Origin of the sequence: Paraburkholderia bryophila (assembly GCF_003269035.1) — a bacterium.
Classification (GTDB): Bacteria; Pseudomonadota; Gammaproteobacteria; order Burkholderiales; family Burkholderiaceae; genus Paraburkholderia; species Paraburkholderia bryophila.
Window position 1 is genome coordinate 197,923 of the sequence record NZ_QLTK01000002.1, and the last position, 23,938, is coordinate 221,860.

General features: G+C 63.0%; 22 protein-coding genes. 14 read left to right on the top strand and 8 right to left on the bottom strand.

From position 1 onward, the window contains the following. Positions 1–199: 199 nt before the first annotated feature. The 5 genes from BX591_RS04420 to BX591_RS04440 all read left to right on the top strand — a co-directional run bounded on the left by BX591_RS04420 (position 200) and on the right by BX591_RS04440 (position 4,306). Positions 200–1,135: a carbohydrate ABC transporter permease gene (locus tag BX591_RS04420; protein WP_111929515.1), complete on the top strand. Its 936-nt coding sequence runs from the start codon at positions 200–202 to the stop codon at positions 1,133–1,135. A gap of 38 nt (positions 1,136–1,173) precedes the next feature. Beyond that, the gene (locus BX591_RS04425) at positions 1,174–2,007 is read left to right on the top strand and encodes a carbohydrate ABC transporter permease (RefSeq protein WP_244146856.1); all 834 of its coding nucleotides are present in this window, start codon (positions 1,174–1,176) and stop codon (positions 2,005–2,007) included. Next, positions 2,004–2,720, top strand: coding sequence for an HAD family hydrolase (locus BX591_RS04430; RefSeq protein ID WP_111929517.1), 717 nt, complete (start codon positions 2,004–2,006; stop codon positions 2,718–2,720). Before BX591_RS04425 ends, BX591_RS04430 begins: the two co-directional genes overlap by 4 nt. Before the next feature lie 115 nt (positions 2,721–2,835). After that, positions 2,836–3,945, top strand: a complete 1,110-nt coding sequence (locus BX591_RS04435) for an ABC transporter ATP-binding protein (protein ID WP_035548290.1) — start codon at positions 2,836–2,838, stop codon at positions 3,943–3,945. A gap of 64 nt (positions 3,946–4,009) precedes the next feature. Next, the gene (locus BX591_RS04440) at positions 4,010–4,306 is read left to right on the top strand and encodes a DUF1330 domain-containing protein (RefSeq protein ID WP_111929896.1); all 297 of its coding nucleotides are present in this window, start codon (positions 4,010–4,012) and stop codon (positions 4,304–4,306) included. 63 nt (positions 4,307–4,369) lie between these two features. Here the strand turns inward: BX591_RS04440 and BX591_RS04445 are convergent, their stop codons facing one another. From BX591_RS04445 to dalD, 3 genes are all read right to left on the bottom strand, one after another. Continuing rightward, positions 4,370–5,317, bottom strand: a complete 948-nt coding sequence (locus BX591_RS04445; protein WP_111929518.1) for a sugar-binding transcriptional regulator — start codon at positions 5,315–5,317, stop codon at positions 4,370–4,372. An 81-nt stretch (positions 5,318–5,398) separates the two neighbouring features. Then, entirely contained in the window at positions 5,399–6,880 is a 1,482-nt protein-coding gene (gene xylB, locus BX591_RS04450; RefSeq protein WP_111929519.1) for a xylulokinase, read from the bottom strand. A gap of 172 nt (positions 6,881–7,052) precedes the next feature. Continuing rightward, on the bottom strand, positions 7,053–8,465 hold the full coding sequence (gene dalD, locus BX591_RS04455) for a D-arabinitol 4-dehydrogenase (RefSeq protein ID WP_111929520.1): 1,413 nt from the start codon (positions 8,463–8,465) through the stop codon (positions 7,053–7,055). A gap of 404 nt (positions 8,466–8,869) precedes the next feature. On the opposite strand from dalD, the gene BX591_RS04460 reads away from it, so the two are divergent. The 7 genes from BX591_RS04460 (at position 8,870) to BX591_RS04490 (ending at position 16,974) form a co-directional block, all read left to right on the top strand. Next, the gene (locus tag BX591_RS04460) at positions 8,870–9,850 is read left to right on the top strand and encodes an AraC family transcriptional regulator (RefSeq protein WP_111929521.1); all 981 of its coding nucleotides are present in this window, start codon (positions 8,870–8,872) and stop codon (positions 9,848–9,850) included. Positions 9,851–9,973: 123 nt separating this feature from the next. Next, complete coding sequence (locus tag BX591_RS04465; protein WP_111929522.1) at positions 9,974–10,927, top strand: ABC transporter substrate-binding protein; 954 nt, start codon at positions 9,974–9,976, stop codon at positions 10,925–10,927. A gap of 80 nt (positions 10,928–11,007) precedes the next feature. Next, positions 11,008–12,528, top strand: coding sequence for a sugar ABC transporter ATP-binding protein (locus tag BX591_RS04470; protein ID WP_111929523.1), 1,521 nt, complete (start codon positions 11,008–11,010; stop codon positions 12,526–12,528). After that, the gene (locus tag BX591_RS04475) at positions 12,515–13,522 is read left to right on the top strand and encodes an ABC transporter permease (protein ID WP_111929524.1); all 1,008 of its coding nucleotides are present in this window, start codon (positions 12,515–12,517) and stop codon (positions 13,520–13,522) included. The genes BX591_RS04470 and BX591_RS04475 overlap by 14 nt, the downstream gene beginning before the upstream one ends. A gap of 38 nt (positions 13,523–13,560) precedes the next feature. After that, on the top strand, positions 13,561–14,649 hold the full coding sequence (locus tag BX591_RS04480; RefSeq protein ID WP_111929525.1) for an alcohol dehydrogenase catalytic domain-containing protein: 1,089 nt from the start codon (positions 13,561–13,563) through the stop codon (positions 14,647–14,649). 46 nt (positions 14,650–14,695) lie between these two features. Beyond that, entirely contained in the window at positions 14,696–16,240 is a 1,545-nt protein-coding gene (locus tag BX591_RS04485; RefSeq protein WP_111929526.1) for an FGGY-family carbohydrate kinase, read from the top strand. Further along, entirely contained in the window at positions 16,237–16,974 is a 738-nt protein-coding gene (locus BX591_RS04490; protein WP_111929527.1) for an SDR family oxidoreductase, read from the top strand. Before BX591_RS04485 ends, BX591_RS04490 begins: the two co-directional genes overlap by 4 nt. A gap of 630 nt (positions 16,975–17,604) precedes the next feature. On the opposite strand, the gene kynA is transcribed toward BX591_RS04490, so the two are convergent. The 3 genes from kynA to kynB form a co-directional block, all read right to left on the bottom strand. Further along, positions 17,605–18,519: a tryptophan 2,3-dioxygenase gene (kynA, locus tag BX591_RS04495; RefSeq protein ID WP_111929528.1), complete on the bottom strand. Its 915-nt coding sequence runs from the start codon at positions 18,517–18,519 to the stop codon at positions 17,605–17,607. Positions 18,520–18,529: 10 nt separating this feature from the next. Next, complete coding sequence (gene kynU, locus BX591_RS04500; protein ID WP_111929529.1) at positions 18,530–19,780, bottom strand: kynureninase; 1,251 nt, start codon at positions 19,778–19,780, stop codon at positions 18,530–18,532. A 65-nt stretch (positions 19,781–19,845) separates the two neighbouring features. Beyond that, a complete protein-coding gene (gene kynB / locus BX591_RS04505; RefSeq protein ID WP_111929530.1) occupies positions 19,846–20,496 on the bottom strand; it encodes an arylformamidase in 651 nt (216 codons plus the stop codon). 130 nt (positions 20,497–20,626) lie between these two features. Here kynB and BX591_RS04510 point away from each other — a divergent pair, with 130 nt between their 5' ends. Beyond that, a complete protein-coding gene (locus BX591_RS04510; RefSeq protein ID WP_111929531.1) occupies positions 20,627–21,142 on the top strand; it encodes an Lrp/AsnC family transcriptional regulator in 516 nt (171 codons plus the stop codon). Between the two features lie 54 nt (positions 21,143–21,196). Here the strand turns inward: BX591_RS04510 and BX591_RS04515 are convergent, their stop codons facing one another. Next, positions 21,197–21,706 carry a flavin reductase family protein gene (locus tag BX591_RS04515; RefSeq protein WP_111929532.1) on the bottom strand — a complete coding sequence of 170 codons (510 nt, stop codon included), beginning with the start codon at positions 21,704–21,706 and terminating at the stop codon, positions 21,197–21,199. Positions 21,707–21,963: 257 nt separating this feature from the next. Between BX591_RS04515 and msrA the strand changes: the two genes are divergently transcribed. Then, complete coding sequence (gene msrA / locus BX591_RS04520; protein WP_111929533.1) at positions 21,964–22,512, top strand: peptide-methionine (S)-S-oxide reductase MsrA; 549 nt, start codon at positions 21,964–21,966, stop codon at positions 22,510–22,512. An 89-nt stretch (positions 22,513–22,601) separates the two neighbouring features. Here msrA and BX591_RS04525 read toward each other — a convergent pair whose 3' ends face one another. Beyond that, complete coding sequence (locus BX591_RS04525; protein WP_111929534.1) at positions 22,602–23,933, bottom strand: DUF72 domain-containing protein; 1,332 nt, start codon at positions 23,931–23,933, stop codon at positions 22,602–22,604. Positions 23,934–23,938 lie beyond the last annotated feature (5 nt).

Sequence of the window (23,938 nt, forward strand, 5' to 3'; positions counted from 1 at the left end):
GCGGTAATACGCCACCTGAAGCATGTGGCACGCGCCGGCTGACGCCCGTCAGCCGGCTCACGCAGCACAGCGGGCTGTCCTGGATCGCACGGTGCGCCGCGATACCCGCAAGGGGTCGCGCCGGCCGGCGCGCTTCAGGCTTCGAGTTTCGAGCCGTTTCCAGCGGACAGTCCGCGCATTACCGAACAGGTGGTCCACCATGCGTCCTCTGCGCCTACCTCTCATGCAAGCTCATCCCCAGACAGAAAAAGAACGCGAAATCCGCAAAGCCAATTCCGCCCGCTGGCTGGTCACGCCCTCGGTCGCGGTCCTCGTGCTGTGGATGGCGATTCCGCTCGCCATGACGATCTGGTTTTCGTTCTCGCGCTACAACCTGTTGAATCCGGACCTCAAAGGTTTCGCCGGTTTCGACAATTACAAATACCTCGCCACCGATCCGTCGTTCGGCCCCTCGATCGGCCACACGCTCGAGCTGATTATCTCGGTGCTGGTGATCACCGTGGTCGGCGGCGTGTTGATGGCAATCCTGTTCGACCGCAAGTTCTACGGCCAGGGCATTGCGCGGCTGCTCGCCATCGGCCCGTTCTTCGTGATGCCGACGGTCAGCGCGCTGATCTGGAAGAACATGATCCTGCACCCGGTGTACGGCCTGATCGCGCAGGGCATGCGCGCGATGGGCATGCAACCGATCGACTGGTTCGCCGACTATCCGCTCACCGCCGTGATCATGATCGTCGCGTGGCAGTGGTTGCCGTTCGCGTTCCTGATTCTGTTCACCGCGATCCAGTCGCTCGATCAGGAGCAGAAGGAAGCCGCCAAGATCGACGGCGCGGGTCCATTCTCGATGTTCTTCTACATCACGCTGCCTCACCTGAAACGGGCGATCGCGGTGGTGGTGATGATGGAGACGATTTTCCTGCTGTCGATCTTCGCCGAAATCTATACGACCACGGGCGGCGGTCCGGGCACCGCGACCACCAATCTGTCGTACCTGATCTATTCGCTCGGCCTGCAACAGTTCGACGTCGGGCTTGCTTCCGCCGGCGGCATTCTGGCGGTCGTGCTGGCAAATGTCGTGTCGTTCTTCCTCGTGCGCATGCTCGCGAAGAACCTGAAAGGGGAGTACGAAAAATGAGCCAGGTTGCCTCCACTCCGGTGTCGAGCTCGACACCCATGACCGTGCCGGCGAAGTCGCCGTTCGCCGCGATTCGCCGCACCATTCCCGGCGTGATCGCCTGGCTGGTCGCGTTGCTGCTGTTCTTCCCGATCTTCTGGATGACGATCACCGCGTTCAAGACGGAACAGCAGGCTTATTCGTCGTCGCTGTTTTTCATGCCGACGCTCGATAGCTTCCGCGAGGTGTTCGCGCGCAGCAATTACTTTTCGTTCGCATGGAATTCGGTGCTGATCTCGGCGGGCGTCACGGTGCTGTGCCTGATTCTCGCCGTGCCGGCCGCGTATGCGATGGCGTTCTTCCCGACCCGCCGCACGCAGAAGGTGCTGCTGTGGATGCTGTCCACCAAGATGATGCCGTCGGTCGGCGTGCTGGTGCCGATCTATCTGCTGTGGAAGAACACCGGCCTGCTCGATTCCGTGTCGGGTCTGGTGATCGTCTACACGCTGATCAATCTGCCGATCGCGGTATGGATGTCGTTCACGTACTTCGCCGAAATTCCACGCGACATTCTCGAAGCCGGGCGGATCGACGGCGCGCGGACGTGGCAGGAAATCGTTTATCTGCTGATGCCCATGTCGCTGCCAGGGCTTGCCTCGACCGCGCTGCTGCTCGTGATCCTGTCGTGGAACGAGGCGTTCTGGAGCATCAACCTGTCGAGCTCGAATGCCGCGCCGCTCACCGTGTTCATCGCGTCGTATTCGAGTCCTGAAGGCCTGTTCTGGGCCAAGCTGTCGGCCGCTTCGCTGCTGGCGGTCGCGCCGATCCTGATCGTCGGCTGGCTGTCGCAGAAGCAACTGGTGCGCGGCCTCACGTTCGGGGCGGTCAAATGACGGCAGGTTCGGAGAGGGGTTCGGGTGTGGGCCAGTTCGCGCTGATCTGCGATTGCGACGGCGTGCTGATCGACAGCGAAGCCGTGGCGGCGCGCATGCTGGTGCACGAACTCGAGGCGCGCTGGCCCGATACCGACGTCGAACCGGTGGTGCTGCCGCTACTCGGTCTGCGCATCGAAGCGGTGTTGCAGGGCACCGCGACGCAGCTCGGCAAGCGTCTATCTGTCGACGATATCGACGCGATTCGCCGCGCGGTCGAAGCGGCGGCGATGCAGGCGCCGGCGGTGGAAGGCATCGAGGCGGCGCTCGCGCAGGTGCCGCTCACCAAAGGGTGCGCGAGCAACAGTTTCCGGCCGTATGTGGAATCGGTGCTGGCGCGCACGGGGCTGGTGAAGTTCTTCGGCGACCGCCTGTTCTGCGCCGACACGGTACCGAATCCGAAGCCCGCGCCCGACGTCTATCTGGCGGCGGCACGCGGTTTGGGACTCGCGCCGTCGGCGTGTCTGGTGGTGGAAGACAGCGTGACCGGCGTGACGGCGGCGAGCGCGGCGGGCATGACGGTGCTGGGATTTATCGGCGGCGGTCACGCGAGCGACGCGCAGATCGACAAGCTGCATGCGGCCGGCGCGCGTCACGTGTTCGACGACATGCAGCAACTGCCGGAACTGGTCGCGCAATGGACGCTGAGCGCGACGGCGGCCACGCCGCCTTGAACGATACAACGGCGTGCCGGGTTCAACCCGGAAATAGAGAAGCGAGCTGCTGAAGCAGACGAAGCAGCGCAAGCAACGGACAAGCAGCATCTAGAGCATTACAGGGAGACACATCATGGCAAGCGTAACTCTGCGCAACATCAGAAAGGCTTATGACGACAACGAGGTGATGCGCGACATCAACCTCGACATCGCAGACGGCGAGTTCGTCGTGTTCGTGGGCCCGAGCGGTTGCGGTAAATCGACGCTGATGCGCATGATCGCCGGCCTCGAAGACATCAGCGGCGGCGACCTCAGCATCGACAGCGTGCGCGTGAACGACGTGGCGCCCGCCAAACGCGGCATCGCGATGGTGTTCCAGTCGTACGCGTTGTATCCGCACATGACGCTGTACGACAACATGGCGTTCGGCCTGAAACTCGCCGGCACCAAGAAGCCAGAAATCGACGCGGCCGTGCGCAACGCCGCGAAGATTCTGCACATCGATCATCTGCTGGATCGCAAGCCGAAGCAGTTGTCCGGCGGCCAGCGTCAGCGCGTGGCGATCGGCCGCGCGATCACGCGCAAGCCGAAAGTCTTTCTGTTCGACGAACCGCTGTCGAATCTCGACGCCGCGCTGCGCGTGAAAATGCGCCTCGAATTCGCGCGTCTGCACGACGAACTGAAAACCACGATGATCTACGTGACGCACGATCAGGTCGAAGCCATGACGCTGGCCGACAAGATCGTCGTACTGTCGGCGGGCAATCTGGAGCAGGTCGGCAGTCCGACCATGCTGTATCACGCGCCCGCCAACCGGTTCGTGGCCGGGTTTATCGGCTCGCCGAAAATGAACTTCATGGAAGGCGTGGTGCAGTCGGTCACGCACGACGGCGTGACGGTGCGCTACGAAACCGGCGAGACGCAGCGCGTCGCGGTGGAACCGGGCGCGGTGAAGCAGGGCGACAAGGTGACGGTCGGCATTCGCCCCGAGCATCTGCACGTGGGCAATAGCGATGACGGCATTTCCGCCCGCACCATGGCACTCGAATCGCTCGGCGACGCGGCGTATCTGTACGCGGAATCCAGTGTCTCGCCGGACGGCCTGATCGCGCGGATTCCGCCGCTCGAACGGCATACCAAGGGCGAGATGCAGAAGCTGGGCGCGACGCCGGAGCACTGCCATCTGTTCGACAGCGCGGGGAAAGCATTCCAGCGTAAGATCGTCGAAGTGCTGGCCGCCTGACCGCGTGATGTTGGCGAAAGCGGCGGGCGCGCCGCTTTCCTTTCAACCACGCCGGGAAACGCTCATGTCCGCCTACGTTGTCATCACGCGCGAGAAAACGCTCGACCAGGCCAAGCTCGACGAATACAAGCAGGTTGCGCCCGCAACCTTCGAGCAGCATCCGGTCACCATGCTGGCGAGCCACGGGCGCAAGGAAGTGGTGGAAGGGCCCGCGATCGAAGAGATTCTGATTCTCGAATTCGCCGGCTATGACGAGGCGATCGCGTGGTATCGCAGCCCGGCGTATCAGGCAGTCAGCGAGACGCGTCTGCAGGGCGGCGATTACCGGATCATCATTACCGAGGGTTTGCCGCTGGTTTAATGAGGGGCGTGATCAATTCACCGTGGCCGAGCAAACCGCCCGGCCCCTGACTGCTATCAAGCCTCAAGCCTCAAGCGCCGCTCGCGCGCACAACTCGTCGGTCACCAACCCCGACAACCAGCCCCCTTTCAGCACCGCGATCAACGCTTCCCGCTTGCGCTCGCCGCCGGCGAAGCCGATCGTCGGGCGCCGCGGCGGCGAATCGAGTGGGAGGCTGGTCACGCGCCGGCCGGTCGGCGACTCGACGTGCGCGCCAGTTGCATCGATCGGCAGACCGAGCATTTCGGCCACGGCGCCGCCTTGCATCATTTCCTTCACTTCCGCCAACGTAATGAAGCCGTCCTCGTGCAGCGGGCAGGTCGGCCCGATATTGCCGACGCCGACGAACGCGACGTCCGCCTCGGCCGCCAGCGTTTCGACGATCCGGTACAGGCGGTGATTGCACCACTGCGAGCGCTCCGCCTCCGTATCGGCGAGCAACGGAGCCGGCAGCAGAAAATGCTTGCCACCCGTCTTCTCGGAAATGTGCAGCGCGACGTCGTAGCGGTTCGAGGAGCCGTCCTGGGCGATCGCCCCGACCAACGACACCAACCGGTGCTGCGGACGGTCCAGCTGCGCGATCTGATCGACCGACGCCTTCAACGTCCGGCCGCTGCCGACCGCGACGACCATCGGCTTTTCTTCGTTCAGATGGCGCTCCATGACCTGCGCGCCGGCTACCGCGAGCTTGCGGTCGACTTCCTCGGACGTATCGCTGTCCACCGGCACGACTTCGCACATGCTGAGGCCGTAGCGCTTCGACAGTTGATCGGCGAGCGACAGACAGTCCGCCAGTTGATGATCGACGCGCACGCGAATCAGGTTCTTCTCGACGGCGAACGCGACCAGACGTTGCGCGACCGGACGCGACACCTGCAGCTTCTCGGCGATCTCGTTCTGGGTGTTGCCGGCGACGTAGTAAAGCCACGCGGCGCGGGTAGCTAGATCTAGTTTTTCTGTGGACTTGGGCACGGTAACGGCTCGCTTGTAGTGCGCCGATGATAGCAGCCGGCTCCCCTGTCTCCCCGGAGAGCGGCTGCGGTTTGCCGTCGCTCAGGCGAGCGGCGTGCGTGCCGGGTCGAACAGCGGCCGCACGTGGCGATACAGCGCGCGATACGCTTCGAGCCGCGCGCGCAGTTCGGCATGGCGGCGCGGATTCGGCGTGAATTCCTTTTCGATGGGCGGCTTGGTCAGCACCGTGGCCGGATCGCCGCCCGCGGCCAGCCAGCCGAGACGGGCCGCGCCGAGCGCCGCGCCGGTTTCGCCGCCGCCGTGCTTGCGGGTGGCGGTGTCGAGCGCGTCGGCCAGCAACTGCGCCCAGTAATCGCTGCGCGCGCCGCCGCCGAGCAGCGACAGCGCCTTCGCTTCGGTGCCGGCCGCGCGCAGTGCGTCGAGGCCGTCCGTGAGCGCGAGCGTCACGCCTTCGAGCACCGCATAGCCGAGCAGCGCGCGATCGGTCGCGTGATTCATGCCGAAGAACACGCCTTGCGCGTACGGGTCGTTGTGCGGCGTGCGTTCGCCGGACAGATAGGGCAGAAAGAGCGGCGCGGTGTTCAACGCGTCGGCGGACAGCGCTTCGATTTCGGCGAGCAGCGTCGGTTCGTCGGTCGAGGTCAATTTGCAGACCCAGCGCAGGCAACTCGCGGCCGACAGCACCACGCTCATCTGATGCCAGCGATCCGGGATCGCGTGGCAGAACGCATGCACGGCGGAGGCCGGGTTCGGCCGGAAACTGTCGCCGACCACGCACAGCACGCCCGAGGTGCCGAGCGACACGAAGCCGTCGCCCGGTTGCGTCGCGCCGATGCCGATCGCGCTGGTGGCGTTATCGCCGCCGCCGGCCGCGACGATCACGCCGTCGCTCAAACCGAATTCGCGCGCCACCTCGGGCAGCAAGGTGCCGGACGGGGCGCTGCCTTCGCAAAGGCTCGGCATTTGCGCGCGCGTCATGTTGCAGGCTTCGAGCAACGAATCGGACCAGTCGCGTTTGGCGACGTCGAGCCACAGCGTGCCGGCCGCGTCCGACGGGTCGGACACCTTGCCGCCGGTCAGTTGCAGGCGCAAGTAATCCTTCGGCAGTAGCACGCAGGCCGTTCGCGCGAAAATTTCCGGCTCGTGGCGCGCGACCCACAGCAGCTTCGGCGCGGTGAAACCGGGCATGGCCAGGTTACCCGCCACGCTGTGCAGATCGGGCGCGCGTTCGGTCAGCTCCGCGCATTCCTTGTCGCTGCGCATGTCGTTCCACAGAATCGCCGGGCGCAGCACGCGGTTTTCCGCGTCCAGCAACACGGCGCCGTGCATTTGCCCCGACAGGCCGATGCCGCGAATCTGCGCGAACTCGTCCGGATGTTTGGCGCGCAAAGCGGCGAGCGCCGTGCGCGTGCCGGCCCACCAGTCTTCGGGATTCTGCTCGGCCCAACGCTGATGCGGCCGTGAAACGGTAAAGGGGGAACCTGCGGTGCCGATCACGCGTCCGTTGGAGGCGAGCAGCAGGACTTTCACTTCGGACGTGCCGAGGTCGATGCCGAGATACATGGGCGCGGAACCTTCGTCGTTGGAGATGCGCTACTTTAGCCGCACGCCGCGCGCGCTGCCATGCGCATTAAGCCTGGCAGCGGCGCGCGGCGTGGTTGCGTTGCAAGGGTCGCCACGGGTGCTGAGTTCGGAGCGCGGCGCTGCAGGCTGCGGCGCTCCACACCGCAGCGCTTCAGGCCGCGCCGCGTTTGGCCAGCCACACGTCGACACGCGCGAGTGCGCCTTCCAGCGCCGACTCCAGTTCCGGCGTCTGCGCCATGCTGCCCCACAGCAGGCGGTCGGCGGCGAATGCCTTCAGCGGATCGGGCGCGGTGAAGAAACCGCGCGCGACCTTCTCGTCCATCACGCCGTCCTGATACGCGTACGGCAACTCGCCCGCCTGCCAGCGCTGCAGGAAACGGAAGAACAGTGCGGGCAGCATCGCCGTGGCAGCAGGTGTGACGCCACGTTCGAAACACTCGGCGAGAGTCGGCGCGATAAAGCCGGGCAGCTTCGAAAAACCGTCGGCCGCGACGCGCTGATTGGTGTCCTGGATATACGGATTGCTGAAGCGTTCGAGCACCACGTCGCGATACCGGTCCAGATCGAGCGGACTCGGCGTGAGGCACGGAATCACGTCTTCGGTCACGTAGTCGAAGGCGAACTTGTTGATGTCGGCGTCGAGCGTGCCTTCGTGGATGTAGTTCAGGCTGACCAGCGTGCCCGCCCACGCAATGCAGCTATGCGGCGCGTTCAGAATACGGATCTTCGCTTCCTCGTACGGCATCACTGAATCGACGAGTTCCGCGCCGACTTTCTCCCACGCGGGGCGGCCGGCAATGAAGCGGTCTTCGATCACCCATTGAATGAACGCTTCGCCCATCACCGGGCAGGCATCGTCGACGCCGGTCGCGGCCTTCACGCGCTCGCTCACGTCCGGCGTGGGACGCGGCGTGATGCGATCGACCATCGAACTCGGGCACGCGGTGTTGTCGTCGAACCATTGCGCGAGTTCGTTCGCGCCGCGTCGTTCGAGAAACTCGCTCATGCCTGCGTGAAAGCGCTCGCCGTTGCTGCGCAGGTTGTCGCAGGTTTGCAGCGTGACCGGGCCCGCGCCGCGCTTCATGCGCGCGTCGAGAATCGCCGCGAGTGCGCCGTAAATCGTGGTGTGGCCGCCATTGAGGTCGGCCGCGAGATCGGCGTTCGCGGTATCGAGTTCGTCCTCTTCGTCGAGGTAGTAGCCGCCTTCGGTCACCGTGAACGCGATGATCTTGCAGGCCGGATCGGCGCCCGCTTCGATCAGGCCGTCGAGGCTCTCGGTCCAGGGCAGCACGCGCTCGATCGAACGGATCGTCTCGTACGCGCGTTCGCCTTGCGGTGTGACGGTTTCGAGCGTGTACACGCCGTTCTGTGCGGCAAGCGCGTCGAGCACCGCGTTCATGTCGCTGCGAATATTGCCGACGGTGAGCGACCAGTGCGGCTCGCCGGGCACCTTCGCCTCGTTCAACCGGTGCAGATACCACGCCTGATGCGCGCGATGAAACGATCCCGCGCCGATGTGCAGGATCACGTGTGCGGCCGCGCCGCTGCCTTGCCCGCTGTTCATGTACGTCTCCTGAATGTCCTTGGCCCGCACGGCTCGGAGCCGGCGTTTATTGTCTGGTGGAGCATTTGCTCTGCGTGTGAGCGAATGATCGTACCGGGCGAAACGAATGTCAAGGCGAGGCGGTCGGGTTTTCGTGGCGCAGCGCGGCGTGACGGGGCTTGCGAGCCACTCTCACGGGCTATGGCTGCAATGCGGACGTGCTTTGCCGTGCGCGGCGGCGCGTATTGCATTGCATCAAATTTGACGTTTTCCGGTCCAGGACTAACCCGAATGCAAAAAAGTATCGGTTGTTGGTTTCATTTTTAGTGGTGGCGGCCGCGTTTGAGCGCTACTTTTCGCTATAGAAGACAACAAGACGAAGCATGGGCGACGCCTCCCGGCGAGCCGCTTCATGGAGGCAGACAGTGCAACCCGATCTCGAACTCGTGGCCGTGCGCCGCGACGAATCGTTCAAAGTGTGGTCGCATGGCTATCCGTATCGCACGGTGCGCTGGCATTTCCACCCGGAGTACGAGATTCACCTGATCGTCGCGACGACCGGGAAGATGTTCGTCGGCGATCACATCAGCAGCTATACGCCGGGCAATCTCGTGCTGATGGGGCCGAACCTGCCGCACAACTGGGTCAGCGACGTGCCGGAAGGCGAGACCATCGCGCAGCGCAATCTGGTCGTGCAGTTTGGTCAGGAGTTCGTGTCGAGCTGCGTGGACAGTTTTCCGGAGTGGCGTCAAGTCGAGGCATTGCTTGCCGACTCGCGTCGTGGCGTGTCGTTCGGCGCGCAGACCAGCGAGGCGGTCAAGCCGCTGTTCCTCGAACTGCTGAGCGCGCGCGGCTTGCGGCGTCTGGTCCTGTTCATGTCCATGCTCGAAATGCTGATGAACGCCGAAGACCGCGAAGCGCTCGCGAGCCCGGCGTATCAGGCCGACTCGACCGGTTTCGCGTCGACCCGGATCAATCATGCGCTGTCGTATATCGGCAAGAACCTCGCGAACGATCTGCGTGAATCGGATCTGGCGCAGCTCGCCGGCCAGAGCGTCAGCGCGTTCTCGCGCTACTTCCGCCGTCATACCGGGCTGCCGTTCGTGCAATACGTGAACCGGATGCGGATCAATCTCGCGTGTCAGTTGCTGACCGACGGCGAACTCAGCGTGACCGATATCTGTTTCAAGGCGGGTTTCAACAACCTGTCGAATTTCAACCGGCAGTTCCTCGCGGTGAAGGGCATGGCGCCTTCGAAATTCCGCCGCTATCAGCAACTCAACGACGCGAGCCGCGACGCCTCCGAACAGGCCGCCGCGCGCGGCGTGGGCATCGACGACGCGCCTGCCATCGTGCTCGCGCCGGGGCTGCCGCGCCCGGCCGCCGCCGCTTATCCACCGACGTAGTTTCCCGCCGACGCCGACCTGACGTCCTGGCCGAAGCGTTTCACTTCACCCGCGTTGCAACACGTATCGCGCTGTCCGACGACAGCGTGAGGGACGTGCTTACTTTTAATAACGGAGACAACCATGACGCAATCCCTTTCGAAGCCGGCCTCGTTGAAGAACTGCTCTCGCCACGCCGCGGCCATGGCCGCGCTCGCCTTCGGTCTGTCGTTTATCGCCGCGCCCGCCGCGCAGGCCGCGCCGCTGAAAATCGGCATGACGTTTCAGGAGCTGAACAACCCGTATTTCGTGACGATGCAGAAGGCGCTCAACGACGCGGCCGCCTCGATCGGCGCGACCGTGGTCGTGACCGACGCGCATCACGACGTCAGCAAACAGGTCAGTGACGTCGAAGACATGCTGCAGAAGAAGATCGACATTCTGCTGGTGAATCCGACCGACTCGACCGGGATTCAGTCGGCGGTGACGTCGGCGAAAAAGGCGGGTGTGGTTGTGGTCGCGGTCGATGCGAACGCCAATGGTCCGGTCGATTCGTTCGTCGGTTCGAAGAACTACGACGCCGGCGAAATGGCTTGCGACTACCTGGCGAAGGCGATTGGCGGCAGCGGCGAGGTGGCGATTCTCGACGGCATTCCGGTCGTGCCGATTCTCGAACGCGTGCGGGGCTGCAAGGCGGCGCTCGCGAAAGTGCCGGGCATCAAAGTCGTCGATACGCAGAACGGCAAACAGGAACGCGCCACCGCGCTGTCGGTCACCGAGAACATGATTCAGGCGCATCCGAATCTGAAGGGCGTGTTCAGTGTGAACGACGGTGGCTCGATGGGCGCGTTGTCGGCGATCGAATCGTCGGGCAAGGACATCAAGCTGACCAGCGTCGACGGTGCGCCGGAAGCGATTGCCGCGATCCAGAAGCCGAACTCGAAGTTCATCGAAACCTCCGCGCAATTCCCGGCCGACCAGGTGCGGATCGCGCTCGGCATTGCACTCGCGAAGAAGTGGGGCGCCAATGTGCCGAAAACGATTCCGGTCGACGTGAAGATGATCGACAAGAGCAATGCCAAGGGTTTCAGCTGGTAAGACGACAGGCGCGTCACGCCGTGCTCGCGTTGCCTGACACGCGGCACACGACACGGCGGCGCGCCGCAGAGGAGTACCCGATGAACACCATTCTCAGACTCGACAACATCACCAAGAGCTTTCCCGGCGTGAAAGCGCTGCAAGGCATTCATCTCGAGATCGCGCGTGGCGAGATCCACGCGTTGCTCGGCGAAAACGGCGCCGGCAAGTCGACGCTGATGAAGATTCTCAGCGGTATTTATCAGCCGGATGAAGGCACGATCACGATCGCGGGCGAGGCGCGCCATTTCACGAACTATCACGACGCGGTGGCGGCGGGCGTCGGCATCGTGTTTCAGGAATTCAGCCTGATTCCGTATCTGAACGCGGTGGAGAACATGTTTCTCGGCCGCGAATTGAAGAACGGTTTGGGCCTGCTCGAACGCGGCCGGATGCGACGCGCGGCAGCGGCGATTTTTCAGCGGCTCGGCGTGGCGATCGATCTGTCGGTGCCGATTCGCGAGCTCTCTGTCGCGCAGCAGCAGTTCGTCGAAATCGGCAAGGCCTTGTCGCTCGAAGCGCGCATTCTGATTCTGGACGAGCCGACCGCGACGCTCACGCCCGCCGAGGCCGAGCATCTGTTCACGATCATGCGCGATCTGAAACAGCAGGGCGTGGCGATGATTTTCATCTCGCATCACCTCGAAGAAATCTTCGAAGTGTGCGACCGCATCACCGTGCTACGCGATGGGCAATACGTCGGCATGATGGAAGTGGCCGAATCCGACGTGGGCCGCCTCGTGGAAATGATGGTGGGCCGCCGCATAGAAAGCAGTTTTCCGCCGAAGCCGCCGTTACGTGCCGACGCGAAAATCGTGCTGGAGGTTCAGAAGCTGCAATTGCTGAAGGACAGCCCCGTGCTGAGTTTCGCGCTGCGTGAAGGCGAGATTCTCGGTTTCGCGGGACTGGTCGGTTCAGGCCGCACGGAAACCGCGCTCGCCGTGATCGGTGCGGATCCGGCCTACGTGAAGGAGATCCGCATCAACGGCGAGGCGGCGAAACTGTCCGATCCCGCCGATGCGCTGCGCGCCGGCGTCGGCATTTTGCCGGAGAGCCGCAAGACCGAAGGTCTGATTACCGACTTCTCGATCAAGCAGAACATCTCGATCAACAACCTCGGCAAGTATCGCTCGTTGCGTTTCTTCATCGACCAGCGCAGCGAAGCACGCGCCACCGCCGACATCATGAAACGCGTGGGCGTCAAGGCGCCGACCATGCACACCGAAGTCGCGACGCTGTCGGGCGGTAACCAGCAGAAAGTGGTGATCGCGCGCTGGCTGAACCATCACACCAACATCCTGATCTTCGACGAACCGACACGCGGCATCGACGTCGGCGCCAAAGCCGAAATCTATCTGCTGATGCGCGAACTCACCGCGCGCGGCTACTCGATCATCATGATCTCGTCCGAACTGCCGGAGATCGTCGGCATGTGCGATCGCGTCGCCGTGTTCCGCCAGGGCCGCATCGAAGCGATGCTCGAAGGCGAAGCGATCGACGCGAATGCCGTGATGACCTATGCCACCGCCGGCTCGCTGGGAGCAAAACATGAACACGCCTAATCCTTCTTCCTCACCGAAAACCTCTACCGTCAGCGGCGACACGCCGGGCGCGCCGGTGCGCTTCACGTGGGCCGCATTGAAACGCTCCACCCTGTTCTATCCGTTCATTGGACTGCTGGTGGTCTGCATCGTGATGGTGTTCGCGAGCGACAGTTTCCTCTCCGCCGCCAACATCGAAAACGTGCTGCGTCAGGTGTCGATCAACGCGATCATCGCCGTGGGGATGACGTGCGTGATTCTGACCGGCGGGATCGATCTGTCGGTGGGCTCGGTGATGGCTTTGGCCGGCACGCTCGCGGCAGGCTTGATGGTGGCCGGTATGAATGCCGTGGCCGCGTTGGCGATCGGCATTGCCGTTGGCCTCGGCTTCGGCGCGGCGAACGGCTTTTTCGTCGCGTTTGCCGGCATGCCGCCCATCATCGTCACGCTGGCGACCATGGGCATCGCCCGTGGTCTCGCGCTGATCTACACCGGCGGCTATCCGATCGACGGTTTGCCCGATTGGGTCGCGTTCTTCGGCAGCGGCAAGATTCTCGGCGTGCAGGCGCCGGTCGTGATCATGGTGGTGATCTACGCGATCGCGTGGGTGCTGCTCGAACGCATGCCGTTCGGTCGCTACGTGTACGCGATCGGCGGCAACGAACAGGCGACGCGTTTGTCCGGCGTGCGCGTGGCGCGCGTCAAGCTGATCGTCTACACGATTGCCGGCCTGACCTCGGCGTTCGCTGCGATCGTGCTGACCGCGCGCCTGATGAGCGGCCAGCCGAACGCTGGCGTCGGCTTCGAACTCGACGCGATCGCCGCCGTGGTGATGGGCGGCACGTCGATTTCGGGCGGACGCGGCTCGATCATCGGCACGCTGATCGGCGCGTTGCTGCTCGGTGTGCTGAACAACGGTCTGAACATGGTCGGCGTGAATCCGTATGTGCAGAACGTGATCAAGGGCGGAATCATTTTGCTGGCGATCTATATCAGCCGCGACCGTAGAAAGTAACTCCCCACCGACTTCCCATTTAAAGCAGGACCACGGCAATGACGACTCAAACCGACAAGCAGAACATGACAGCGATTGTCTGTCATGCACCGAAAGACTATCGCGTGGAACAGGTGTCGAAACCCACTGCGCGCGCGCATGAACTGGTGATCCGCATTGCCGCGTGCGGCATCTGCGCGAGCGATTGCAAATGCCATTCCGGCGCGAAGATGTTCTGGGGCGGCCCGAGTCCATGGGTAAAAGCGCCGGTGATTCCGGGGCACGAGTTTTTTGGTTTCGTCGAGCAGATAGGCGAGGGCGCGGCGGACCATTTCGGCGTGAAGCTCGGCGACCGGGTGATCGCAGAACAGATCGTGCCGTGCGGTAAATGCCGGTATTGCAAATCCGGTCAGTACTGGATGTGCGAGGTGCACAACATCTTCGGCTTTCAGCGTGAAGTCGCGGACGGCGGCATGGCCGAATACATGCGGATTCCGCCGACGGCGATCGTCCACAAGATTCCCGACGGCATTTCGCTCGAAGACGCCGCGATCATCGAACCATTGGCGTGTGCGATTCACACCGTCAATCGCGGTGAAGTGCAGCTCGACGACGTCGTCGTGATCGCCGGTGCCGGGCCGCTGGGTCTCATGATGACGCAGATCGCGCATCTGAAAACGCCGAAGAAACTGGTGGTGATCGATCTGGTGGAAGAACGGCTTGCGCTCGCACGCGAATACGGCGCCGACGTGACGATCAATCCGAAACAGGACGACGCGTTGGCCATCGTTCATTCGCTCACTGACGGCTACGGTTGCGATGTGTATATTGAAACCACCGGCGCGCCGATCGGCGTCAATCAGGGCATGGACCTGATTCGCAAGCTCGGGCGTTTCGTCGAGTTCTCCGTGTTTGGCGCGGATACGACGCTCGACTGGTCGGTGATCGGCGACCGCAAGGAGCTCGACGTGCGTGGCGCGCATCTCGGACCTTACTGCTATCCGATCGCGATCGATCTGCTGGCGCGCGGACTGGTGACGTCGAAAGGCATCGTGACGCACGGCTTTTCGCTGGAAGAATGGGACGAGGCGATCAAGGTCGCGAACTCGCTCGATTCGATCAAGGTGTTGCTGAAGCCGCGCGCCTGAGCCTCGTCGGCGGGACGGGACAAGCGGCCTATAAAACGGAGACTGTATGGATTACGTCATCGGCGTCGATATCGGTACGCAGAGCACCAAGGCAGTGCTCGTCGATCGGCACGGCGCGATCGTCGCGCAACACGCGTCGAGCTATCAGCCGGACACGCCCAAACCGCTGTGGGCCGAACAATGGCCCGCAGTATGGTTCAAAGCGGTCGTGGAGTGCATTGCCGCGTGCGTCGCGAAGGCGAAAGAGGCCGGCATCGCGACGAAGTCGATCAAGGCGGTCTGCGTGAGCAGTCTGTACGGCGGATCGGGCATTCCGGTGGATAGCGAAATGCGGCCGCTTTATCCGTGTCTGATCTGGATGGATCGCCGCGCCACGGCGCAGGTGGAATCGGTGCGCGCGAACGTCGATCTCGAACGGCTCTACACGATTACCGGTAATGGTGTGGACAGCTATTACGGTTATACGAAGATGTTGTGGCTGCGCGATAACGAGCCGGAAGTGTGGGCGCATACGCGTTACTTCCTGCCGCCGAATGCCTACGTGATCTACATGCTGACCGGCGAGGTGGCGGTCGATCATAGTTCGGCCGGCAATATCGGCGGTATCTACGATATAGCGAAACGCGACTGGTCGGACGAGGCTCTGGACATGCTCGGCATTCCCGCGACCATGATGCCGGAGCGACTGGTCGAATCGTCCGACGTGGTGGGCGGCTTGCTATCGCAATGGACCGAAACGCTCGGGCTCGAAGCGGGTACGGCAATCGTGGCCGGCGGTGTCGATGCGGCGATGGCGACGTTCGCCGCCGGCGTCACGCGTGCGGGACAGCATGTGGCGATGATCGGCACCAGTATGTGCTGGGGTTATATCAATCAGCGCGTCGATGCGCGGCATGGGTTGATCAGCATGCCGCATGTGTTCAACGGGCAGCACGATATTTATGTGTTCGGCGGCGCGATTACGGCGGGGGCGTCGGTGACGTGGTATCGCGAGCAGTTCTGTCACGCCGAGATCGAGGCGGCGCGGGCGACGCCGCATGGCGATCCGCATCGGTTGCTGGAGGAGTCGGCGGCGAACGTGCCGGCTGGGTCCGATGGTGTGATGTTCCTGCCGTATCTGATGGGCGAGCGCAGCCCGGTGTGGGATGCGAAAGCGAGCGGCGCGTTTGTCGGACTCAGTCTCTTTCATACGCGCGGGCATTTGTATCGCGCGGTGTTGGAAGGCGTGTCTTTTGCGTTGAAGCACAACATCGAGGCGGGGCGTCAGGGCGCATTGTCGCTGGATGACAAATTGATCGTGGTGGGCGGCGCCGCGCATTCGGATTTGTGGATGCAGATTATCGCGGACGTGACCGGTTATCCGGTCTATACGATCGAGCAGGATGTCGAAGCGGCGATGGGTGCGGCGTTGCTGGCGGCTGTGGGTGTCGGCCTGGTGTCGCGCGAAGAGGCGCAGGGCGGGTGGGTGACGCTGGTCGAACGGGCGCAGCCGGACGCGGTGCGGATGGCGCTGTACGAACAGCGCTTCGGCGTTTATACGGATTTGTATCCGGCGTTGAAGCCGGTCATGCATCGGTTGCAGACATCATGAATGCTACTTTTGATTTCTCCGGTCGGTCGGTTCTGGTGACGGGCGCTTCTAGCGGGATTGGCCTGGCTATCGTCGAGGCGTTGTGTGCCTCGGGTGCGCATGTTGTCGCCGCTGCCCGGAATGTGAATGAACTGGCGCGGTTGGCTGAAGAGACGGGGTGTGAGCCGTTGGTGCTCGACGTGAGCGATGAGGCCGCTATCGACGAGGCGTTCGCGTCGCTTGGGGTGTTCGATGGGCTGGTTAATTGTGCCGGGATTGCTTTGCTCGAGCGGGCAGTGGACACCACGGCGGCGAGTTTCGATCGGGTGATGGCGGTGAATGCACGGGGGGCTGTGCTGGTGGCCAAGCATGTGGCGCGAGGAATGATCGGGGCCAGGCGCGCGGGCAGTATCGTCAACGTCTCGAGTCAGGCTGCGCTCGTGGCTCTGGATGATCATTTGAGTTATTCGGCTTCTAAAGCTGCGCTTGATGCGGTTACTCGGGCTTTGTGTGTTGAGTTGGGGGCGTTTGGGATTCGGGTGAATAGTGTGAATCCTACGGTTACTTTGACGCCGATGGCGGTGCAGGCCTGGAGTGATCCCGCTAAGCGGGGGCCTGCTTTGAAGGCTATTCCTTTGGGGCGCTTTGCTGAGTCTCGCGAAGTTGCTGCGCCGGTGCTGTTTCTGCTCAGCGAGGCTGCTTCTATGGTTAGTGGGGTTTGTTTGGCTGTCGATGGGGGGTATACGGCTCGGTAGTTCTTGGGGTTTTTGTCTGCTTGGCGATTGCTGTGTTGGCCTTTTCTTGCTTTGGTAGTGGTCTGCTAGCGTTGCCCCTGTGCGGGGCGGCACTCACTTTCTTTGCCGCCGCAAAGAAAGTAAGCAAAGAAAGCGGGCTCACACCGCCAGCCCATAAGTGGGCCCCCCGCGCAGTCACGGTAGTGGCTCATCTGGAATCCGGGTTCTCGCGCATTTGACGGAAGCGGTACAGCAGTCATGCATCCCGCCTCGCGCTGCGCGCTCGCCGGAACGGTGCGCTTAAAAACGAGGGGCGGGCTCGGGCGTGGCGCGACAAAATGCCGTGAGCGCCGCAACCACCAAATGGTTTGAAGAATGGCCGCGACGGCGCGCGAAGCGCCGCCGGAAGAATGACTGCTGAACCACGAACGCGGAGTGCGCGAGAACCCGGATTCCAGATGAGCCACTACCGTGACTGCGCGGGGGACCCGCTTATGAGCTGGCGGTGTGAGCGGCTTTCTCTTGCCTACTTCTCTTTGCCGCGGCAAAGAGAAGTAGGTGCCGCCCCGCACAGGGGCAACGCTAATAGACCACTAACAATTCAAGTAAAGGCCAACACCAACCCCAAACCCCAACCCGCCGAGCAGGCCCCTAAAGCATGGTCCGCACATGCCAAAGCTCAGGAAACAAAACCACATCCAGCATCTTCCGCAGATAGGTCGCCCCACTCGTCCCACCGGTCCCCTGCTTGAACCCAATAATCCGCTCGACGGTAGTCACATGCCGAAACCGCCATTGCCGAAACGCGTCTTCAAGATCGACAAGTTCCTCGGCCATCTCATACAGTTCCCAATGCTGAGAAGGATTCCGATAAACCTCCAGCCACGCAGCTTCGACCGAAGCATCGTGCACAGTAGGCTGAGTCCAATCCCGCTCCAACCGCGAAGCTGAAATAGGAAACCCTCGCCGCGCCAGCAACCGGACCACTTCATCGTAGAAAGAAGGCGCCTCGAGCGAAGCTTTAACCTCAGCAAAAACGTCAGCCCGATGCGCATGCGGCTTCAGCATCTGCTCATTCTTGTTGCCGAGCAAAAACTCGATCTGCCGATACTGATAAGACTGAAACCCGGAAGAACTCCCGAGAAACGGCCGCATAGCGGTGTATTCAGACGGCGTCATGGTGGCAAGAACGCTCCACGCCTGGACGAGCTGCTCCATGATGCGCGACACGCGAGCAAGCATCTTGAACGCCGGCGGCAATTCATCGCGATGCACGGCCTGCAGCGCCGCGCGCAGTTCGTACAAGGCAAGCTTCATCCACAGCTCACTCGTCTGGTGCTGGATGATAAACAGCATCTCATTGTGATCCGGCGACAACGGATGCTGCGCTTCGAGCACCGACCCAAGCGACAGATAGTCGCCATAACTCATCGAGTCCGAAAAATCGAGCTGCGCATCATGCCAGCCATCGCCTGCGGACGTCGCAGAAATCGCCCCATGCCCAAACGGGCACCCCTGCGCGGGCTTCTCTTCCGGCAGCCCCGGCGTTTCCATATGATCGTTCATCGCCCGCTCCTCAGGTCACCGCGCCGCGAGCGGCAAATTCGGGCGCCCGCCAGGTCTCATGCACGAGCACGTCGCGCAGCGTCTCCACGGCATCCCACACATCCACGAAACGCGTATACAGAGGCGTAAAACCAAACCGCAACACGCGCGGCTCGCGATAATCGCCAATCACGCCACGCGCGATCAACGCCTGCATCACCTCATACCCATGCGGATGCTCGAAGCTCGCATGCGAACCCCGCTGCGCATGTTCGCGCGGCGTGACCAGCGTCAACGGGAACTCGGCGCAACGCGCTTCGACCAGTTCGATGAACAGATCGGTCAGCGCCAGCGACTTGCGGCGAATCGCCTGCATATCGGTTTGCAGAAACACATCGAGTCCGCACTCGACCAGCGACATCGAGACCATCGGCTGCGTGCCGCACAAAAACCGGCCGATGCCGTCATCCGGCCGATACGCCGGGTCCATCTCGAACGGCGCGCGATGACCCCACCAGCCGGACAGCGGCTGCGTGAAATCGTTTTGATGACGCTTGGGCACCCACGCGAATGCCGGCGAACCCGGCCCGCCGTTCAAATACTTGTACGTGCAACCCACCGCATAGTCGGCGCCGACGCCATTCAGATCGACCGGCACAGCGCCCGCCGAATGCGCGAGGTCCCACAACGCGAGCGCGCCTTTGTCGTGAATCAGCTTCGTCAGCGCAGCCATGTCGTGCATGTAGCCGGTGCGGTAGTTCACATGCGTGATCATCGCAATGGCGGTGTCGTCGCCGATCGCGGCAGGCAGTTCGGACGGATCGTCGACCAGGCGCAGTTCATAACCGCGATCGAGCTGTTCGATCAAACCTTGCGCGATGTACAGATCGGTCGGGAAATTCGAGCGCTCGGACACGATCACACGACGCTTGGGGTCGCGCGCATTCGCCACGCGCAGCGCTGCGGAGAGCAGCTTGAACAGGTTGACCGAAATCGTATCGGTGACGACGACTTCGTCGTCCGCCGCGCCGATCAGCGGCGCGAGCTTGTTGCCGAGGCGGCGCGGCAGCGCGAACCAGCCGGCGCTGTTCCAGCTACGGATCAGGCCTTCGCCCCATTCGGCGGCGATCACGGTCTGCGCGCGTTGCGCGGCGGCGGCCGGCGGCACGCCGAGCGAATTGCCGTCGAGATAGATGGTGGTCGGCGACAGCGCGAACTGGTCGCGCAGTAAGGCGAGCGGGTCGGCGCTGTCGAGCGCGAGGGCTTCTTCACGGTGGTTCATGGTGGTTCCGTCAGTCGGATCGGGAGCGGGATAGTGGGGGTTCGGCGCCAACCGGTGCTCGGCGTTCAGCGGGCGTCGCCGTTCGCCGTCGGCAGCGCACGCAGGATCGCGCGCACCGGGCTCGCGTCGAGCGTGGTCAGCTTGAGCGGCAGCGCGATCAACTCGTAGTCGCCGGGCGCGACGGCATCCAGCACGATGCCTTCGAGAATCGCCATGCGGTGCGCGCGGATTCGGTGGTGCGCATCCATCGTCTTCGATTCTTGCGGATCGAGCGACGGTGTATCGATGCCAATCAGCTGCACGCCGCGCGCGGCGAGCAGATCGATCGTTTCCGGCGCGACCGCGCAAAACGCACTGTCCCATGCGGCGGTGGGCGCGTTTTTGTAAGTGCGCAGTAAGACTCGCGGCGGCAGGTCGTCGAGTGAGCCGGTCAGGTGTTGTGGCGTCACAACAGGCGCGGCGCCGATGCAATGAATCACGCGGCATCGGCCGAGGTAGGCGTCGAGCGGCACGTCGCCGATTGCGGCGCCTTGCGCGTCATAGTGCAGCGGCGCGTCGGTGTGGGCGCCGGTGTGCGGCGAGATCGTCAGGCGCGCGACGTTGACGGGCGAACCCGCCTCCATGCGCCACACGCGCTCTATGCCGACCGGCGTATCGCCCGGCCAGACGGGCGTCGCGGTGTCGACGGCGGGGGTGATGTCCCAGATTGTTTGCATGTCTCCAACGGCGGATCGTGTCTATCTCGAAATGATAGGTGGCTTGCCGCGAAATGTGATTGCGAAAAAATCTCCTTCTGCGTCGTGTCTTGGAACATAATTTGGCATAAATGGGAAAGGGAGACCGAATATGAACGCGATCTCGCTCGACGCCACCGATTGCCGTATCTTGACGGTGCTTCAGCAAGAAGGACGGATCAGCAATCTCGACCTGGCGGAGCGCATTTCGCTCTCGCCCTCGGCCTGTCTACGACGTCTGCGCCTCCTGGAGGAGCAGGGCGTCATCGAACATTACCGTGCGTGTCTGAACCGCGAAGTACTGGGTTTCGAACTGGAAGCGTTCGTGCAGGTGTCCATGCGCAACGACCAGGAGAACTGGCACGAGCGCTTTGCCGAAGCGGTGCGGGACTGGCCGGAAGTGGTCGGCGCGTTCGTCGTGACCGGCGAGACCCATTACCTGCTGCGGGTTCTCGCGCACAACCTCAAACACTATTCGGATTTCGTGCTGCAACGCCTCTACAAGGCGCCAGGCGTGATGGATATTCGTTCGAATATCGTGCTGCAGACGTTGAAGGAAGATTCCGGCGTACCGGTGGCGCTGGTGACCAAAACCACCAGCCACGGCACCGCGCATAACGACCGCTGATCGGGTGAAAGCGCCGTCGGCCAACGAGCCACGGCGCTGCCGGGCCGCCGCGCTTCAGATCGATTTGAGCCCGTGGAACTGACCGCTCTGAAACACCAGCGGCGAGATTTCCGCGGCATGCTCATGCACGCCGCAGCGCTCCACTTCGCCGACGAAAATCACGTGGTCGCCTTCCTCGTAGCGGCTACGGTTATGGCATTCGAACCACGCTAGCGCGCCGTCGAGCACCGGCATGCCGGAGTCGCCCGCCGCATGGGACACACCTTCGAAGCGGTCGCCCTTGACGGTCGCGAAGCGTTTGCACAGATCGATCTGCGACGCGGCCAGCACGTTCACCACGTAGTGGCTATTAGAGCGAAACACCGGCATCGAGGCCGAGCGCGTGGCCAGACTCCACAGCACCAGCGGCGGGTCGAGCGAAACCGAATTAAACGAACTGGCCGTGATGCCGATCAATTGGCCGGACGCCGCACGCGTTGTAATGACGGTGACGCCGGTGGCAAATTGGCCGAGCGCCTGTTTGAACGCGCTCTGGTCGAAGTTGGGCGGACTGGCGTGCTTCATCGGCAGGATGTCCCTCGTGCAAACGGGACCCACCCCAAGTTGAACCCGTCGCACGCGCGGCCGAAAACAAATGATTCGAAAGTCATAGTGAAAATCGTCGATTTATCCCAATTTTAACTGCAATCGCAGCGAATTGGCCGCGACCCCAGCCGACATGTGGCTAAGCACACTAAACGGGAAAGACCCGGTGGTGGCATGAGCGTTGCGGGATCGTGGAACCGGCATCGGCCGTTTATGCATATCCAGGAGTGTGCAGCATGAGTCAGACAGGCGAAGTCGCCACCCTCGGTGGCGGGTGTTTCTGGTGCCTCGAAGCGGTGTATCTGGGCGTCGACGGTGTGAATGCGGTGGAGTCGGGCTATGCGGGCGGCCAGACGCCGCATCCGACCTATGAACAGGTCTGCGACGGCGTGACTGGTCACGCTGAAGTGGTGAACGTCGATTTCGATCCGGCGAAGATCGGCTATCGCGAGATTCTGGATATTTTCTTCGCGATCCACGATCCGACGCAGTTGAACCGGCAGGGTAACGACGTCGGCACGCAATACCGGTCGGTGATTTTCACGCACTCGGAAGCGCAACGCGAGACGGCGTTGCAGGCGATTCGCGAGATCGGCGAGCAGCGGATTGACGACGACCAGATCGTCACCCAGGTGCTGCCGCTGGACGGCAACTACTGGCCGGCCGAGGCCTATCATCAGAACTATTTCGCGCAGCATCCGAATCAGGGCTACTGCTCGTTCGTGGTGGCGCCGAAGGTCGCCAAGTTTCGGCAGAAGTTCGCGCATCGGATCAAGGCGGGGTGAAGGAAAGCGGCCAGCGATGGCCGCTTTTTTCTTGTCGCGCGGGGGGTGTCGCCCGGGGTTTGTCGGGTTAGCGCCTGACGCTCGTTGCGTTACGGTTCACCCTGCTGCGGCGCCGGGTCCTCACGCTCAGTCTCGTGCTCCCGGCTCCCGGCGTCATGCTCATGCTCGTGAGCTTGCCGCGCGTACGCTTCGATAATCTCGCGCGCCAATTCCACGCAACTCAGCGGCGCGGAGCCTTCGGCCTTATTGTTGATCGCAATCACCACCGGCTGGCCGGCCAGCGCGTAGCGCGCGGCCAGTTCGGCGAGCGACGCGCGGGTTGCCGGGTCGTGATCGACCAACTGGTTGAACGGTTCGTACTTGGCCTTCGCCTGTTCGTATTTGAAGCCGCCGTGCAAACTCCAGCGCACGATCAGCGGCCCGGCCGGTTCGCCGTCCAGCAGCGCGAGCGCCGCTGCCTGCCGCAAGGGGTCCGGCATGCGCGCATGAATCCCCACGCAATAGCGCACGCCCGCTGTCTTCAGCGTACGGATGAAGCGTGGGGTCAGCAGGCTCGCGTCGCGGATTTCGATCGCGTAGCAGGTGCCGGCGGGCAGCGTGGGCAACGCCGTCAAAAATTCGGCCAGACGTTCGATGAACACCGCCGGCTGCGCGAGCATCTGATCCGGCAGCGGCGAAAGCTGGAACACCAGGGCGCCGGCTTTCGCGCCGAGTCCTTCGACGCACGGCGTGACGAAGTCGTCGATCGCCATTTGCGGGTTCAGAAAACAGGGGTTCAGCGAGACCGGCTCGCCGCGTTCGGCGCGCACCGTGGCGTCGGTGATCGTCATCGGCGCTTTGACGATAAAGCGGAAATGCTCGGGTACTTGCTGCGCATAGCGCAAGTATTCGGTGACCGTGAGCGCCTGATAGAACGAGCGGTCGATGCTGACCGTCTTTAGCAGCGGATGCGCGCCATAGGCCGTGAGACCCTCACGCGAGAGTTTGCTGTTGCTGTATTCGTCGCCGTAGACGATGCCGTTCCAGCCCGGAAACGACCAGGTGGAGGTGCCGAGGTGGATCTGCGGCGGAAGGCCGGCGGCGAGCGCGATGAGTTCAGGCGAAGGCGGGGCGGCGATAACGTCGCGAGCGCGGCGTTTTTTCTTCGGTTCTGCTGGAGCGGGTGGGGCCGCGGTGAGTTCAGGATCGGGTCGCGTTGCCTCTTCGGAAGGCGCTTCGTCTTCGTGCCAAAGGGAGGCGGCGGCGGTGGTTTGGGCGCGAGGCTGTCGCCCGCGCGACGCCTTCCCGACCCCGTCATTTTCCGTAGCCGCCACCGCCTGCGCCACCGGCATCCCGAACAGATCGAACTGCGCGGCTTCGCCGTCGGCGTCCACCGCGCCATTCACCGCCTGCTCAACTTGACTTGTCCCACTCTGACCCATCGATC

Coding starts and splice junctions, on each gene's coding strand:
- BX591_RS04470 (WP_111929523.1), top strand. CDS start 11,008: ATGAACACCATTCTCAGACTCGACAACATCACCAAGAGCTTTCCCGGC.
- BX591_RS04465 (WP_111929522.1), top strand. CDS start 9,974: ATGACGCAATCCCTTTCGAAGCCGGCCTCGTTGAAGAACTGCTCTCGC.
- BX591_RS04430 (WP_111929517.1), top strand. CDS start 2,004: ATGACGGCAGGTTCGGAGAGGGGTTCGGGTGTGGGCCAGTTCGCGCTG.
- dalD (WP_111929520.1), bottom strand. CDS start 8,465: ATGAACAGCGGGCAAGGCAGCGGCGCGGCCGCACACGTGATCCTGCAC.
- BX591_RS04420 (WP_111929515.1), top strand. CDS start 200: ATGCGTCCTCTGCGCCTACCTCTCATGCAAGCTCATCCCCAGACAGAA.
- BX591_RS04490 (WP_111929527.1), top strand. CDS start 16,237: ATGAATGCTACTTTTGATTTCTCCGGTCGGTCGGTTCTGGTGACGGGC.
- msrA (WP_111929533.1), top strand. CDS start 21,964: ATGAGTCAGACAGGCGAAGTCGCCACCCTCGGTGGCGGGTGTTTCTGG.
- BX591_RS04485 (WP_111929526.1), top strand. CDS start 14,696: ATGGATTACGTCATCGGCGTCGATATCGGTACGCAGAGCACCAAGGCA.
- BX591_RS04440 (WP_111929896.1), top strand. CDS start 4,010: ATGTCCGCCTACGTTGTCATCACGCGCGAGAAAACGCTCGACCAGGCC.
- kynB (WP_111929530.1), bottom strand. CDS start 20,496: ATGCAAACAATCTGGGACATCACCCCCGCCGTCGACACCGCGACGCCC.
- kynU (WP_111929529.1), bottom strand. CDS start 19,780: ATGAACCACCGTGAAGAAGCCCTCGCGCTCGACAGCGCCGACCCGCTC.
- BX591_RS04435 (WP_035548290.1), top strand. CDS start 2,836: ATGGCAAGCGTAACTCTGCGCAACATCAGAAAGGCTTATGACGACAAC.
- xylB (WP_111929519.1), bottom strand. CDS start 6,880: ATGTATCTCGGCATCGACCTCGGCACGTCCGAAGTGAAAGTCCTGCTG.
- BX591_RS04480 (WP_111929525.1), top strand. CDS start 13,561: ATGACGACTCAAACCGACAAGCAGAACATGACAGCGATTGTCTGTCAT.
- BX591_RS04510 (WP_111929531.1), top strand. CDS start 20,627: ATGAACGCGATCTCGCTCGACGCCACCGATTGCCGTATCTTGACGGTG.
- BX591_RS04525 (WP_111929534.1), bottom strand. CDS start 23,933: ATGGGTCAGAGTGGGACAAGTCAAGTTGAGCAGGCGGTGAATGGCGCG.
- BX591_RS04425 (WP_244146856.1), top strand. CDS start 1,174: ATGACCGTGCCGGCGAAGTCGCCGTTCGCCGCGATTCGCCGCACCATT.
- kynA (WP_111929528.1), bottom strand. CDS start 18,519: ATGAACGATCATATGGAAACGCCGGGGCTGCCGGAAGAGAAGCCCGCG.
- BX591_RS04515 (WP_111929532.1), bottom strand. CDS start 21,706: ATGAAGCACGCCAGTCCGCCCAACTTCGACCAGAGCGCGTTCAAACAG.
- BX591_RS04475 (WP_111929524.1), top strand. CDS start 12,515: ATGAACACGCCTAATCCTTCTTCCTCACCGAAAACCTCTACCGTCAGC.